The 13,857-nt window shown below is 50.7% G+C and carries 13 protein-coding genes; 7 read left to right on the top strand and 6 right to left on the bottom strand.

Translation table 11 applies throughout. The annotated features are described in order from the left end of the window. Nucleotides 1-23: 23 nt before the first annotated feature. Nucleotides 24-482, top strand: a complete 459-nt coding sequence (gene mgsA / locus OGY33_RS18545) for a methylglyoxal synthase (RefSeq protein ID WP_003035897.1) — start codon at nt 24-26, stop codon at nt 480-482. 32 nt (nt 483-514) lie between these two features. On the opposite strand, the gene helD is transcribed toward mgsA, so the two are convergent. Further along, entirely contained in the window at nt 515-2,569 is a 2,055-nt protein-coding gene (helD, locus tag OGY33_RS18540) for a DNA helicase IV (protein WP_048214504.1), read from the bottom strand. 125 nt (nt 2,570-2,694) lie between these two features. Here helD and OGY33_RS18535 point away from each other — a divergent pair, with 125 nt between their 5' ends. After that, nucleotides 2,695-3,141 (top strand): YccF domain-containing protein, encoded by a 447-nt coding sequence (locus OGY33_RS18535; protein ID WP_003831998.1) that lies wholly within the window; start codon nt 2,695-2,697, stop codon nt 3,139-3,141. An 18-nt stretch (nt 3,142-3,159) separates the two neighbouring features. Continuing rightward, the gene (gene yccS, locus OGY33_RS18530) at nt 3,160-5,313 is read left to right on the top strand and encodes a YccS family putative transporter (RefSeq protein WP_149607838.1); all 2,154 of its coding nucleotides are present in this window, start codon (nt 3,160-3,162) and stop codon (nt 5,311-5,313) included. Here yccS and OGY33_RS18525 read toward each other — a convergent pair. Then, complete coding sequence (locus OGY33_RS18525; protein ID WP_003831996.1) at nt 5,291-5,905, bottom strand: TfoX/Sxy family DNA transformation protein; 615 nt, start codon at nt 5,903-5,905, stop codon at nt 5,291-5,293. The genes yccS and OGY33_RS18525 overlap by 23 nt on opposite strands. Nucleotides 5,906-6,122: 217 nt before the next feature. Here OGY33_RS18525 and sulA point away from each other — a divergent pair, with 217 nt between their 5' ends. Together sulA and ompA are read left to right on the top strand one after the other, a co-directional pair. Then, entirely contained in the window at nt 6,123-6,632 is a 510-nt protein-coding gene (gene sulA, locus OGY33_RS18520) for an SOS-induced cell division inhibitor SulA (protein WP_149607839.1), read from the top strand. Nucleotides 6,633-6,989: 357 nt separating this feature from the next. Next, nucleotides 6,990-8,048 carry a porin OmpA gene (ompA, locus tag OGY33_RS18515; protein WP_079934917.1) on the top strand — a complete coding sequence of 353 codons (1,059 nt, stop codon included), beginning with the start codon at nt 6,990-6,992 and terminating at the stop codon, nt 8,046-8,048. An 88-nt stretch (nt 8,049-8,136) separates the two neighbouring features. Here ompA and matP read toward each other — a convergent pair whose 3' ends face one another. Continuing rightward, nucleotides 8,137-8,589, bottom strand: a complete 453-nt coding sequence (gene matP / locus OGY33_RS18510) for a macrodomain Ter protein MatP (RefSeq protein ID WP_032942905.1) — start codon at nt 8,587-8,589, stop codon at nt 8,137-8,139. Between the two features lie 185 nt (nt 8,590-8,774). Between matP and OGY33_RS18505 the strand changes: the two genes are divergently transcribed. Both OGY33_RS18505 and fabA read left to right on the top strand, forming a co-directional pair. Continuing rightward, nucleotides 8,775-10,535, top strand: a complete 1,761-nt coding sequence (locus tag OGY33_RS18505) for an AAA family ATPase (RefSeq protein ID WP_111465810.1) — start codon at nt 8,775-8,777, stop codon at nt 10,533-10,535. Nucleotides 10,536-10,603: 68 nt separating this feature from the next. Then, on the top strand, nt 10,604-11,122 hold the full coding sequence (gene fabA, locus OGY33_RS18500; protein ID WP_003035875.1) for a bifunctional 3-hydroxydecanoyl-ACP dehydratase/trans-2-decenoyl-ACP isomerase: 519 nt from the start codon (nt 10,604-10,606) through the stop codon (nt 11,120-11,122). A 107-nt stretch (nt 11,123-11,229) separates the two neighbouring features. On the opposite strand, the gene rmf is transcribed toward fabA, so the two are convergent. From rmf to pqiB, 3 genes are all read right to left on the bottom strand, one after another. Then, nucleotides 11,230-11,397 carry a ribosome modulation factor gene (rmf, locus tag OGY33_RS18495; RefSeq protein WP_003035871.1) on the bottom strand — a complete coding sequence of 56 codons (168 nt, stop codon included), beginning with the start codon at nt 11,395-11,397 and terminating at the stop codon, nt 11,230-11,232. A 256-nt stretch (nt 11,398-11,653) separates the two neighbouring features. Continuing rightward, nucleotides 11,654-12,217, bottom strand: coding sequence for a membrane integrity-associated transporter subunit PqiC (gene pqiC / locus OGY33_RS18490; protein ID WP_071444985.1), 564 nt, complete (start codon nt 12,215-12,217; stop codon nt 11,654-11,656). After that, complete coding sequence (gene pqiB, locus OGY33_RS18485; RefSeq protein WP_020996511.1) at nt 12,214-13,854, bottom strand: intermembrane transport protein PqiB; 1,641 nt, start codon at nt 13,852-13,854, stop codon at nt 12,214-12,216. Before pqiB ends, pqiC begins: the two co-directional genes overlap by 4 nt. Between the last annotated feature and the right edge of the window lie 3 nt (nt 13,855-13,857).

Below are 13,857 nucleotides of genomic sequence, written 5' to 3'. Positions count from 1 at the left end.
AAGGTTAACTTGGGAGCTGTACTATGGAATTAACGACTCGCACATTGCCAGCGCAGAAACATATTGCGTTGGTCGCACACGATCACTGCAAAAAGATGTTGATGAGCTGGGTTGAACGCCACCAGCCATTACTGGAAAAACACGTTCTGTATGCAACAGGAACAACAGGAAACTTAATTCAACGCGCGACAGGAATGGACGTCAACGCCATGCTGAGCGGCCCAATGGGGGGTGACCAGCAGGTGGGTGCGCTGATTTCAGAAGGGAAAATTGATGTGCTGATTTTCTTCTGGGATCCGCTCAACGCCGTTCCCCACGATCCTGATGTCAAAGCCCTGCTACGCCTGGCCACGGTCTGGAACATTCCAGTCGCCACCAACGTGTCAACGGCTGATTTTATTATCCAGTCGCCAAACTTCAACGACGCAACAGATATCCTGATCCCGGATTACGCCCGTTATCTTGCAGAACGCCTCAAATAAACGCTAAGCAGGCGGCAACTGCCGCCTGCTTTTCAGGGTTTCCGGGTCACCGGAACGTCTAATTGCTTAAGCTCATCAACAAAGCATGATGGCGCGTCTTTGCTAAACAGTAGCCATACCCGATGCCGCGCACGCGTTAGCGCCACATACAGCAACCGTCTCTCTTCTGCATCAGGAAAATCTTCAACAGCCGGGAGTAACGCCTCCTCCATAATCGACTCGCGGGCCGGAGCCGGGAAACCGTCATTCCCTTCATGAAGCCCCATAACAATGACGTAATCCGCCTGCTGCCCTTTGCTGGCATGAATAGTCATAAAATCCAACTGCAGCTTGGGCCAGCGGGTGGCCGCTTTGTCCAGGCTGGCAGGTTTGAGATGATGGTATCGCGCCAGCACCAGAATTCTCTCTTCGGCTTTTACAAAACCCGACAGCTTATCCAGCAACAGATCTAACTGGCTTTCGTCGAGCAACGTGACGGCTTTTTTATCACCGGTCGCCAGACTGTTCAGCGGTTTTGTGAGCTGGTGTGGGTTTTGTTGGATAAACTGGTTTGCGACTTCGCCAATACGGCTATTAAAACGGTAAGTCGTATCCAGATTACAGCTATCGCCCTCACCAAAATTTTGCTGGAATGCGGTTGTCAGAGAAAGCTGTGCTCCGCTGAACCGATAAATGGCCTGCCAGTCATCTCCCACGGCAAACAGCGTGGTCTGCGAGTTTTGCTTACGCAAGGCGGCTAACAGGGCGGCGCGCTGAGGGGAAATATCCTGAAATTCATCGACCAGAATATGTTTCCACGGACTGATAAACCGCCCCTTCTCCAGAATGACAATAGCCTGATGGATCAACCCGGAGAAATCGACGGCATTCTCATCCTTCAGGGCACTCTTCCAGGCCTTGAGCAGCGGCGCCATTAGCTTTATGCGTTTACTGAACAGATCACGGATCTCCTCCGGAGCATTAGCAATCATCTCCGCCTGTGCTCCGCCATGCATACGCATCAAACTAACCCAGCGATCCAACCGGGAAGCCAGACGGCGCTGTAATTTTTCGTCATCCCAGAAGTTACCTTCGGGTACAGACCACTGCATTTCTTCTTCTAACCATTGTCGCCAACCTTTAGCCTGAGCCTTTTTCTCACTGCACTGCTGACGCCAGGTTGTTATAAAGAGTTTGTTGCGCGCGATAGCATCATTTTCAAGCTTGCTCACCGTTGGAACTTTTTTGCTACCTTGCGAAATAATGTGCAACGCGAGTGAATGGAACGTCCGTGCGGTGACCTCATCCGTATGCAGACGCTCACGGATGCGGTCATCCATCTCCTGGGCTGCTTTGCGTCCAAACGCCAGCAACAGGATTTGTTCTGGTGCAGCTTCTCCTCGTGCAAGCAACCAACCAGCCCGGGCAACCAACACAGATGTTTTACCGCTTCCAGCACCTGCAAGTACCAACAATGATTGCTCACCATTCACCACCGCGCGCGCCTGAGCAGGGTTCAACGGCGAAGATTCAATATGCTGGAAAAACTCGGCATACTCTTCCAGCATTGCATCGGTGTACGCCTGATTGTGCTGTAAGCGGCAGGCTTCAATGTCTTTCAACCATGCCTGGCATTGACGTAACGCCCCCCGGCAATTTTCAAATTCCTCCAGCCGATTAACCGGGAGCGGTAACGCGGCATAGGCACGGCGAATCTGCTGCTGCAGCCCTGACGTTTGTTCGCGCGTCAGCCATTTACTTTCACTAGTACGCGCTTCTATCGCATCCAATTGCTGCTGTAAAACCCCCGCAGCAACGTCACTCATTTCCTGGCTCCACTGTTGCCAGAGCGCATTCAAATGATGATGGAAGCGCTGGGTTTCCGCCCACTCTGTACCGTGAAGACGAACCACCTTCTCATCCGGGAGTACAAACTCCAGCTCGCCCCATACCAGGCCGCGTTTGCAATGAATAGCCAGTAACTGATTGAAGGGAATAAGATACTCGTGACGATCGCCAGAAACTTTAATCCCGGCATTGAGAATAACGGCCCGATCGTAAGGGTGTTGTGCCAGACGTTTTCCAAGAGAAGTTGCTTTCAGTTCCATAAGACTCAAGCGGATCCACACGAAGAGGTTTGCTTATCAGTGTAACCGCCAGAGAAAACGTGCTCCAGCCCAAAAAAACGTTACAATTGCCGAATTCACAGAAAACCAGAGTTAACCGAGGGTTTATGCGTACTGTTCTGAATATTTTAAATTTTGTGCTTGGGGGGTTCGCCACCACCCTGGCCTGGTTACTGGCAACACTGGTCAGTGTCGTGCTTATTTTTACTTTACCCTTGACCCGTTCATGCTGGGAGATAACCCGACTTTCGCTGTTTCCCTATGGTAACGAAGCGATTCATGTCGATGAACTGAATCCGGCCGGTAAAAGCGTCCTGTTAAATACCGGCGGCACCGTGCTCAATATTTTCTGGCTGATTTTCTTCGGCTGGTGGTTGTGCCTGATGCACATTATCTCTGGTATTGCCCAGTGCATAACGATTATTGGTATTCCGGTTGGCATTGCGAACTTTAAAATCGCTGCCATTGCGCTCTGGCCGGTGGGTCGCCGGGTGGTTTCAGTAGAAGTTGCCCGTGCAGCGCGTGAAGCCAATGCACGTCGTCGTTTTGAATAATCAGGACCGATGGCCTTTATGTTAAGTCCTCTGCTCAAACGCTATACCTGGAACAGCACATGGCTGTACTACGTGCGGATTTTTATCGCGCTATGCGGCACAACGGCGCTACCCTGGTGGCTGGGTGACGTCAAGCTGACTATCCCACTCACGCTAGGTATGGTCGCTGCCGCACTTACCGATCTGGACGATCGTCTCGCAGGCCGACTGCGCAATTTAATCATCACACTGGTGTGCTTTTTTATTGCCTCAGCCTCCGTTGAACTGCTCTTCCCATGGCCATGGCTGTTTGCTATTGGTTTAACGCTTTCCACCAGCGGCTTTATTCTGCTGGGGGGACTAGGCCAGCGCTATGCAACTATTGCTTTTGGTGCATTGCTGATCGCCATTTACACGATGCTGGGCACCTCGCTTTACGATCAGTGGTATCAACAACCCATCCTGCTGCTCGCTGGCGCTATCTGGTATAACCTGCTGACGCTCACCGGACATCTTCTGTTCCCCATCCGCCCCTTACAGGACAATCTGGCACGCAGCTACGAACAGTTAGCGCACTACCTGGAACTGAAATCGCGTCTTTTTGACCCCGACATAGAAGATGAAAGCCAGGCACCGTTGTATGATTTAGCTCTCGCGAATGGCCAACTGATGGCAACGCTGAATCAGACTAAAGTGTCGCTGCTGACCCGCCTGCGCGGTGACCGTGGACAACGGGGAACACGTCGCACGCTACATTACTATTTTGTGGCGCAGGATATTCATGAACGCGCAAGCTCTTCACACATTCAGTATCAAACGCTACGCGATCATTTCCGTCACAGCGATGTGATGTTCCGTTTCCAGCGGTTGATGTCGATGCAAGGGCAAGCCTGTTCACAATTATCTCGCTGTATTTTATTGCGCACGCCTTACCAGCACGATCCGCACTTTGAGCGCGCCTTCACCCATATAGATGCCGCACTTGAGCGCATGCGTGCCAGTGGTGAACCTGCCGACCTGCTCAATACGCTGGGTTTTTTACTGTCAAACCTACGGGCAATCGACGCGCAGCTTGCTACCATAGAGTCTGAACAGGCTCAGGTACTCTCGCGCAATGAGTCTGAAAATCAGCTTGCCGATGACAGTCCCCATGGATTCAGTGATATCTGGTTACGTCTGAGCCGTAATTTCACCCCTGAGTCTGCTCTATTTCGCCATGCCGTTCGCATGTCGTTAGTGCTCTGTGTTGGTTATGCCATTATCCAGATAACCGGCATGAATCACGGATACTGGATCTTGCTGACCAGCCTGTTTGTCTGTCAGCCAAACTACAACGCCACCCGACATCGCCTGGCGCTCAGGATTATCGGCACGTTGGTTGGGATTGCCATTGGTTTACCGATCCTGTGGTTTGTGCCCTCTCTCGAAGGGCAATTGATACTCCTGGTGATCACTGGTGTACTGTTTTTTGCCTTTCGCAACGTCCAGTATGCTCACGCCACCATGTTTATCACGCTGCTGGTGTTACTGTGCTTTAACCTGCTCGGCGAAGGCTTTGAGGTTGCGCTGCCGCGTGTCATCGATACGCTAATTGGCTGTGCTATCGCCTGGGCTGCTGTCAGTTTCATCTGGCCAGACTGGCGTTTTCGTAACCTACCACGGGTAATTGAACGGGCGACTGACGCTAACTGCCGCTACCTTGATGCAATTCTCGAACAATATCATCAGGGTCGTGATAATCGTCTGGCCTACCGTATCGCTCGCCGTGACGCGCATAACCGTGATGCTGAACTCGCCTCCGTGGTGTCAAACATGTCGAGCGAGCCTGATGTCACGGCCCAAACGCGCGAAACGGCGTTCCGTTTACTGTGTCTCAACCATACGTTTACCAGCTATATTTCTGCGCTGGGCGCACATCGCGAACAGCTGACCAATCCAGACGTTTTGGCATTGCTGGATGACGCTGTTTGCTATGTTGATGATGCCCTTCACCATCAACCCGCTGACGAGCAACGCGTATACCAGGCGTTAGAAGGGCTGAAGCAGCGAATTCAGCACCTGGAACCACGCCCGGATAGTAAAGAGCCTCTGGTCGTTCAGCAAGTTGGGTTATTGATTGCTCTGCTCCCGGAGATCCGGCGATTACAGCAGCAAATTGCCATATTACCTTCTAATACCCCGGTTCCGGCGTAAGAGAACTTACCCACTCCACCAGCTCCTGGCGACGCGTCGCCGGGAGCGCGGCTTCATGTATCCCCCCTACCGCGCCTTCAAGGGCATAGAGTACTTTTACCGTCAGAGCCGGATTATTTTGCCTAAGTTTCAGCCAGCACATTTGTGCTCCCAACGATCGCATGGTCCCCTCATCTTTAATTCCAGCTTCATTCAACAGAGTCTCCAGATGAAACGTCATATTCGGCAATTCCCGCAGACGATGCTGGGCAAAGCGACTTTGTTTCTCCTTAACCGCTGCATCCAACGAATATCGCGATAACGACACCAGCTGCTGCTGGTTTTGCCACAGAGCATCGTTCACCTGGTAATAATTAAGTACAAGAGGACGTCCGCGCTTAATAAATGTCAGCCAGACAGGAGAATTTTGTACACAATACTGGGCGCTCTGCTCACAGGCTCGAAGATACAGCTCACCATTAGCGACCATGGCAAAGACCGTATCGCCAACCGTCAGACTGTAGCCACCAAACAGTGAGCGATAGTGAATTGTCCCCAGAGAAGCCAGATATTCCTGCGATTTATAGATCCTTGCATAAGAAAGCTCTTTCATAAAAATCCTTTTTAAATCATAACGTAAGCAAATGATTTTCAGTAGCGGATCCGTTAATGACGAAAATAGGCAACTTATGCGTATGGGGCAAGATGAATTTTATTTTTCCCATGACGACGACTAAAAATTGCGAACCTGTTTCCGAAAATAAGGTTGATCTTTGTTGAAGGCAGAGTTACTGTATATTCATACAGTAACTCACAGGGCTGGATTGATTATGTACACTTCAGGCTATGCAAATCGTTCTTCGTCGTTCTCTTCCACATCAAGCAACATTGCGCGCGTTTCATCAGAGAACGCAACCGCTGGGCTTATCAGTGAAGTGGTCTATCGCGAGGACCAGCCCATGATGACACAACTGCTGCTGCTTCCCCTGCTGCAACAGTTGGGGCAACAATCTCGCTGGCAGCTGTGGCTGACGCCTCAGCAAAAATTAAGCCGGGAGTGGGTGCAGTCAGCTGGACTTCCATTGACGAAAGTCATGCAAATTAGTCAGCTCTCCCCCTGCAATACGCTGGAATCGATGATTCGTGCACTACGCACGGGTAATTACAGTGTTGTCATTGGCTGGCTGGCGGAAGAATTAACGGAAGATGAACATGCCGAACTTGTCAAAGCGGCTGATGAAGGTAATGCGATGGGATTTATCATGCGTCCGGTTCGCGCTCAGACATTTGCGGGGAGACAGCATTCCGGGCTAAAAATTCACTCGAATTTGTATCATTGAGTAAAATTAGGATTTATCCTGGAATTTTTTTTCATCTCTCAATTTGCCTTTGAGCTGTAATGTGTTTTTCGTCTGAACGCCTGTCAGAAGCGGTTTTCAGGATATCCTCAGTACATTTATTCAGCTATAAATGTTAAATATTGTGTATACAAGCCTTTTTTTTTCATATGCCTGACGGACTTCACACTTGTAAGTTTTCAACTACGTTGTAGACTTTACATCGCCAGGGGTGCTCGGCGTAAGCCGCAGATATCGGTAGAGTAACTATTGAACTGGTCCCCGGGTGAAGGATTTAACCGTGTTATCTCTCTTCGGAGATATTCATGGCGAATTTTGGATGATAACGAGGCGCAAAAAATGAAAAAGACAGCTATCGCAATTGCAGTGGCACTGGCTGGTTTCGCTACCGTGGCGCAGGCCGCTCCGAAAGATAACACCTGGTACGCTGGTGCTAAAATGGGCTGGTCTCAGTACCATGATATTGGCAACAACCAGATCAATAACACCGGGCCTACCCACGAAAGCCAACTGGGTGCCGGTGCGTTCGGTGGTTATCAGGTTAACCCGTACGTTGGTTTCGAAATGGGTTATGACTGGTTAGGTCGTATGCCGTACAAAGGCACTGCCGACACTACCAATCAAAATGGCGCTTTCAAAGCTCAGGGCGTTCAGTTGACCGCTAAACTGGGTTACCCAATCACTGACGATCTGGACGTTTATACTCGTCTGGGTGGTATGGTTTGGCGTGCAGACGCTAAAAGCAGCAGCGGCTTCAAAGACCACGACACTGGTGTATCCCCAGTATTCGCTGGTGGCGTAGAGTATGCAATTACTCCTGAAATCGCTACCCGTCTGGAATACCAGTGGACCAACAACATCGGTGACGCGAACACCGTTGGCGGTCGTCCGGATAACGGTCTGTTGAGCGTTGGTGTTTCTTACCGTTTTGGCCAGCAGGAAGAAGCAGCTCCAGTAGTTGTTGCTCCGGCTCCGGCTCCAGAAGTACAGACCAAGCACTTCACTCTGAAGTCTGACGTTCTGTTCAACTTCAACAAAGCAACTCTGAAACCAGAAGGCCAGCAGGCTCTGGACCAGATGTACAGCCAGCTGAGCAACCTGGATCCGAAAGACGGCTCCGTAGTGGTTCTGGGCTTCACTGACCGCATCGGTTCTGACGCTTACAACCAGGGTCTGTCCGAGAAACGTGCTCAGTCCGTTGTTGATTACCTGATCTCTAAAGGTATTCCTTCTGACAAAATCTCTGCACGTGGCATGGGTGAATCCAACCCAGTTACTGGCAACACCTGTGACAACGTGAAAGCTCGCGCTGCACTGATCGACTGCCTGGCTCCGGATCGTCGTGTTGAGATCGAAGTTAAAGGCATCAAAGACGTTGTAACTCAGCCTCAGGCTTAAGTTATCGTCTTATAAAAAACCCCGCTATGCGGGGTTTTTTTTCATCTGTTTTCATCCAAAGTAAGCCACGCATTAAACCAGCCGACCGCTACTCTTTCCCCAGCAACGCCTGTAAATCCTGTTTCAATGTCGACATTTTGTTCGCGTACTTCTCTTTATGCTCTGCGTCTTCAATCAGCTGCACAATAGTTTCAGAAAGCGTTTTTCCGCGCCGCTGCGCAAGACCTGCCAGACGCTGCCAGACCATAAATTCCAGATCGATGGATTTCTTCCGGGTATGCTGATGCTCAGCATTAAAGTGCCGCTTGCGCCTGGCACGTATGGTTTGTTTCATACGATTAAGCAGCGCAGGATTCATGTGTTCTTCAATCCAGCTATTGACCCGCACCGGTTCATTTTCGAGGGTTAGCAATAAATCAACGGCTTCTTTGGCAGCGCTGGCCTCGACGTAACGGGTGATTAATTCCCCCTCACGATGCTTCTTCACCAGATACTTCCATTTCCAGCCGCTTTCAAGGTTTTCAAGTTGTTGATATTTCATTGCGATCTCAATGTTACCGTGTAACTCTTATCAGAATATCAGCTTTTTCGGCATCTGAAGAAAAGAATATCCAGCCTGTGAACTGCCGCGCGTCATCACAAGCGTTTCGCGGCGCTTTCCAGGTGTTTAGTGGTGAGGGTTACGGTATAATCTCGTTTTTTACAACAGACTAAAAAACATCAACTTTGACCATTACGAAACTTGCATGGCGTGATCTGGTTCCTGATACCGACAGTTATCAGGAAGTATTTGCACAGCCGCACGTCACTGACGATACCGACACCTTACTTAGTGATACTCAGCCACGTTTACAATTCGCGCTAGAGCAGCTTCTTCAGCACTGGACAACATCCTCGTTCATGTTGGTAAAAGCACCGGAAGAGCTTGAGTATCTCAACCTTATTGCAAAGGCTGCACGTCCCTTGCACACGGATGCAGGAAGCCTGACTGGCGGTCATTACGACATCTCCGGTCACACTATTCGTTATCGTACAGCTGAGAAAGCGGAAGACAATTTTGCGACGTTGACGCAGGTGGTCAGCGCTGACTGGGCCGAAGCCGAACAACTGTTTGGCTGTCTGCGTCAGTTCAATGGCGAAATTACGCTGCAGCCAGGTCTGGTACATCTGGCCAATGGGGGTGTGCTGGTTATCTCATTGCGCACGCTGTTGGCCCAACCCCTGTTGTGGATGCGCCTGAAAGCCATTGTCAGCCACGAGCGTTTTGATTGGGTGGCTTTTGATGAGTCTCGCCCATTACCCGTTTCCGTTCCGCCTATGCCGCTTAAACTGAAAGTGATTTTAGTCGGTGAACGCGAATCACTGGCGGATTTTCAGGACATGGAGCCAGAACTGGCTGAGCAGGCCATTTACAGCGAATTTGAAGACAACCTGCAGATAGTCGATGCCGAAACCATGACACAGTGGTGTCAATGGGTCACGCATACTGCCATGCGCAATAATTTGCCTTACCCCGCTCCCGATGCCTGGCAGGTTCTGATCCGTGAAGCCGTTCGCTATACCGGTGAACAGGATACATTGCCGCTTAACCCGCTGTGGATCACCCGACAGTTCAAAGAGGTGGCTCCGTTATGCGAGGGCGAAACCTGTAATGCTGAACAGTTCAGCCTGATGCTGGCTCAGCGCGAATGGCGTGAGGGATTCCTGGCTGAACGCATGCAGGATGAAATTCTGCAAGAGCAGATCCTTATCGAGACAGAAGGCGAGCGTATTGGCCAGATCAACGCCTTGTCGGTGATTGAGTTTCCAGGCCACCCACGCGCATTTGGCGAGCCTTCTCGTATCAGTTGCGTCGTGCATATTGGCGACGGCGAGTTTACGGATATTGAACGCAAAGCCGAGCTTGGCGGAAATATTCATGCCAAGGGTATGATGATTATGCAGGCGTTCCTGATGTCGGAACTCCAGCTGGAGCAACAAATCCCCTTCTCTGCCTCACTGACCTTTGAGCAATCTTACAGTGAGGTGGACGGTGACAGCGCGTCTATGGCAGAACTGTGCGCATTGATTAGCGCTCTCGCCGACGTTCCTGTAAATCAAAGTATCGCCATTACCGGTTCTGTCGATCAGTTTGGTCGGGCACAACCTGTCGGTGGTCTGAATGAGAAAATTGAAGGTTTCTTCACCATCTGCCAGCAGCGTGAGCTGACGGGCACGCAGGGCGTTATCATTCCTTCGGCTAACGTCAGACACCTCAGCCTGCAGCCTGCGCTGCTACAGGCCATAGAAGAAGAAAAATTCACTATCTGGGCGGTGGACGACGTGACCGATGCGCTGCCACTGTTGTTAAATCTGGTGTGGGATGGCGAAGGCCAGACAACGCTGATGCAAACCATTCAGGAGCGTATTGCCACGGCAACGCAACAGGAAGGTCGTCACCGTTTTCCATGGCCGCTACGTTGGCTGAACTGGATTATTCCGAACTGATCGGACTTGTTCAGCGTACACGTGTTAGCTATCCTGCGTGCTTCAATAAAATAAGGCTTACAGAGAACATGGTAGATAAACGCGAATCCTATACGAAAGAAGACCTTCTTGCCTCTGGTCGCGGTGAGCTGTTTGGCGCTAAAGGGCCACAACTGCCAGCACCAAGCATGCTGATGATGGACCGTGTCATCAAGATGACCGAAACCGGTGGCAACTTTGACAAAGGTTATGTTGAAGCTGAACTGGATATCAACCCGGACCTGTGGTTCTTCGGTTGTCACTTTATCGGCGATCCGGTGATGCCGGGCTGCCTGGGTCTCGACGCCATGTGGCAACTGGTTGGATTCTATCTCGGCTGGCTGGGCGGCGAAGGTAAAGGCCGTGCGCTGGGCGTAGGCGAAGTCAAATTCACCGGCCAGGTTCTGCCGACCGCGAAGAAAGTCACTTACCGCATTCACTTCAAACGCATCGTTAACCGTCGCCTGATCATGGGCCTGGCAGATGGTGAAGTGCTGGTTGATGGTCGACTGATCTATACCGCAAACGATCTGAAAGTGGGTCTTTTCCAGGACACTTCCGCGTTCTAATCCAGAGCTGGGAAGCAGCCAGACATTAACGTTTCTTCGTTTTATCTGGTGTGCAAAAAGGCGAAACCTCCGCTCTGCGGAGGTTTCTTTTATCTAAAGAGACAGAATCAGGCCATTAAAACCCTATCCCCCATGGCTTCTCGCCAGCCTCCCAGCCAGTATGACCTCTGATTCAGCGTCTGATAGGGACACATTTCTTTTGAGCGTCCGGCAATGCCGGCCTGATATCCACGTTGATGTGCCCGTTCCAGGCGATCTCGTTTTTGTCTCTTCATGCCTCGTTTCCCTCATTTTTGGGTCTGGTGGAAAAGAAAACAGTGATTACTAAGTGTGCAATCACACTAAACGAATACCCCTAAACATCAGGCTCGTCAATGCGCAAAATTCACGCCAGTGTCATATTTGTGAGCTAGCCTCTAAATCATTTGTACAAAAATAGTCAGTCAGAACAGCTATCTTCACGGCTAAAAAAATAAAAAAAACCGCCCCGGGCAATGAACCAGGGGCGGCATAATTTACAATTATTTAAGCTTAAGGGATGCGTTTCAGCTCTTGAGCAATGGCCGTTGCTTCCTGACTCCAGGCGTTGGCAAGAACCTTCACCATCTCATCGTAGCCGTCTTTAGTCTGTACAGCTTCGATGTGGAACGGGCGTTTGATCAGTTGTCCCTGATGATTCAGCAACCATTCACCGCTCACAATAACCTTACCATCGTACCGACCGTGGAAGCCGGTTACGGTAACGTTCAGCGTATCCTGAGTGCTTCCCAGCGGCTGTGAAGCGACAACCCAGCCAGGCAACTGCATACTGAGGTTCGCAACCAGTGTATTGCGCAATTGCTGATCTAATGGGCTGGCCCAGAGATTATTATTGGCTATCACATATTTCACATCGCTGGTCTGGTAAACCACCCCATTACCGGCCAGATAATCAGGTACCGCAATCTGTTCAACCCACAGCAGACGGTTTCCCTGATTGGCGGAGCTCTGCACTCCGCCTTGTGCGATAGGGAGCTGATAATAGCTTTTATTTTCTCCGCTGGAGCTGCATGACGTCAGCCAGACCGCCATCATCACCACTAGCCACTTTTTCATTGTTTCGCCCTCTTCGGCTCTGGATCTTTTTTGTCCTTCGCTTCAAATACCAGCGCATTACTCTTATCGTTCAACGTTTTCAGTACCGGTTGCAGTTCACGCAGTACCTGATCAAGACGCTGCATATCCGCCACCATCTTGTTGTAGGCCGCGGAACCAGGCTGGAAGCCCTGCATACTACGATTCAGTTCACGTAGCGTGTTCTGCATATCCGCCGGCAGATCCTGCATCGACTGGCTGGACGTGATCTTGTTCATGTTATCCAGCGTGGTTTGCAGATGTTTCATCGTGCGTTGGCTTTCCGACAGCGTATTGGTTGCCTGCTCAATCATCGGGTTCAGCGGCAGATTGTTAATCTTATCCAACGCTTCCATCAGACGCTGTTGGATCTGCGCCAGACCACCGCTCACGGTCGGAATAATTTGATAACCATTGAATTCGCGTACACCGGTAATCGGCGGCTCTTTCGGGTAGAAGTCGAGATCGACATACAGCGCGCCGGTCACCAGGTTCCCGGTTTTGAGCGATCCTCGTAATCCGCGTTTAAGCAGTTGCTCCAAATGAGCGCCAACATCGGTATCTTCTCCCAGCTGTGCCTTCAGACGTTCTGGTTCAATACGCACCAGCACCGGAATACGGTAATCATTGTTAAATACCTGACGCATATTCGGTGAGAAGAAAGGTACTTTACTCACCGTACCCAAGCGGATGCCACGGAATTCCAGCGGTGCACCAGGCTGTAGGCCACGAATCGAATCTTTAAAGAACATCAGGTAATCAATATGATCGGTATACAGGGAATCCTGAATACTTTTTTGATCGTCATAGAGGTTAAATGAGGCCTGCTGCTCAACCGGTTGACCTTGTTCCAGTCCTTCGGGCACATCAAAACTTACACCACCGCCAAACAGCGTGGAGAGCGATCCCATTTCTACGCGCATACCTGCTGAGGTAAGATCTACGGCGATCCCGCTGTCTTTCCAGAAACGTACATTGCTGGTCACCAGACGATCGTTAGGCGCATTGATGAAAAGCTGATAGCTGATCGTACGCTTTTGCGCATCAAACGTGCTGGTTTCAACCGAGCCCACACGATAGCCGCGGAAAAGCACCGGATCGCCTGGGCTCAACTGACCGGCTTTTTTACTGTCCAGAATCACACGGATCCCTTTTGCATCTGGCGGAGCCAGCGGCGGTGAATCCAGCAGTTGGTAATTTTCCAGCTTACTGCCTTTATTGCCGGGCTGCAGTTCAATATAAGCCCCGGACAATAACGTGCCGAGCCCACTGATACCTTCACGTCCAACCTGCGGCTTCACCACCCAAAAGACAGAATCTTTATGCAGCAGCTTTTCCATTCCGGAGTTAAGACGCGCTTTAATCTCCACATGGGTCAAATCATCAGTCAGGGTTGCGCTCTCGACGATACCGACATCCACGCTGCGGCTCTTAATCGTCGTTTTGCCCCCTTCAATACCTTCGGCATTGGTGGTAATCAGCGTGACCTGTGGCCCCTGATGACTGTAGTGATAAAACAGTACCCACGCGCCAATGAGTGCAGTGACGATAGGGAATATCCACACGGGCGACCAGTTTTTTACCTTTTGCACTTTGGCTTCCCCACTTTTAGATTCCATGCT

The organism is Citrobacter sp. Cpo032, assembly GCF_030332975.1.
Lineage (GTDB): Bacteria > Pseudomonadota > Gammaproteobacteria > Enterobacterales > Enterobacteriaceae > Citrobacter > Citrobacter portucalensis.
The sequence above is the reverse complement of the archived record's forward strand: the minus strand, read 5'-3'. Positions and strand labels throughout refer to the sequence as shown.

Bases quoted from the DNA above. Each gene is read 5' to 3' on its own strand.
- fabA (WP_003035875.1), top strand. From the start codon at position 10,604: ATGGTAGATAAACGCGAATCCTATACGAAAGAAGACCTTCTTGCCTCT.
- OGY33_RS18535 (WP_003831998.1), top strand. From the start codon at position 2,695: ATGCGTACTGTTCTGAATATTTTAAATTTTGTGCTTGGGGGGTTCGCC.
- OGY33_RS18525 (WP_003831996.1), bottom strand. From the start codon at position 5,905: ATGAAAGAGCTTTCTTATGCAAGGATCTATAAATCGCAGGAATATCTG.
- ompA (WP_079934917.1), top strand. From the start codon at position 6,990: ATGAAAAAGACAGCTATCGCAATTGCAGTGGCACTGGCTGGTTTCGCT.
- pqiC (WP_071444985.1), bottom strand. From the start codon at position 12,217: ATGAAAAAGTGGCTAGTGGTGATGATGGCGGTCTGGCTGACGTCATGC.
- yccS (WP_149607838.1), top strand. From the start codon at position 3,160: ATGTTAAGTCCTCTGCTCAAACGCTATACCTGGAACAGCACATGGCTG.
- helD (WP_048214504.1), bottom strand. From the start codon at position 2,569: ATGGAACTGAAAGCAACTTCTCTTGGAAAACGTCTGGCACAACACCCT.
- mgsA (WP_003035897.1), top strand. From the start codon at position 24: ATGGAATTAACGACTCGCACATTGCCAGCGCAGAAACATATTGCGTTG.
- matP (WP_032942905.1), bottom strand. From the start codon at position 8,589: ATGAAATATCAACAACTTGAAAACCTTGAAAGCGGCTGGAAATGGAAG.
- sulA (WP_149607839.1), top strand. From the start codon at position 6,123: ATGTACACTTCAGGCTATGCAAATCGTTCTTCGTCGTTCTCTTCCACA.
- pqiB (WP_020996511.1), bottom strand. From the start codon at position 13,854: ATGGAATCTAAAAGTGGGGAAGCCAAAGTGCAAAAGGTAAAAAACTGG.
- rmf (WP_003035871.1), bottom strand. From the start codon at position 11,397: ATGAAGAGACAAAAACGAGATCGCCTGGAACGGGCACATCAACGTGGA.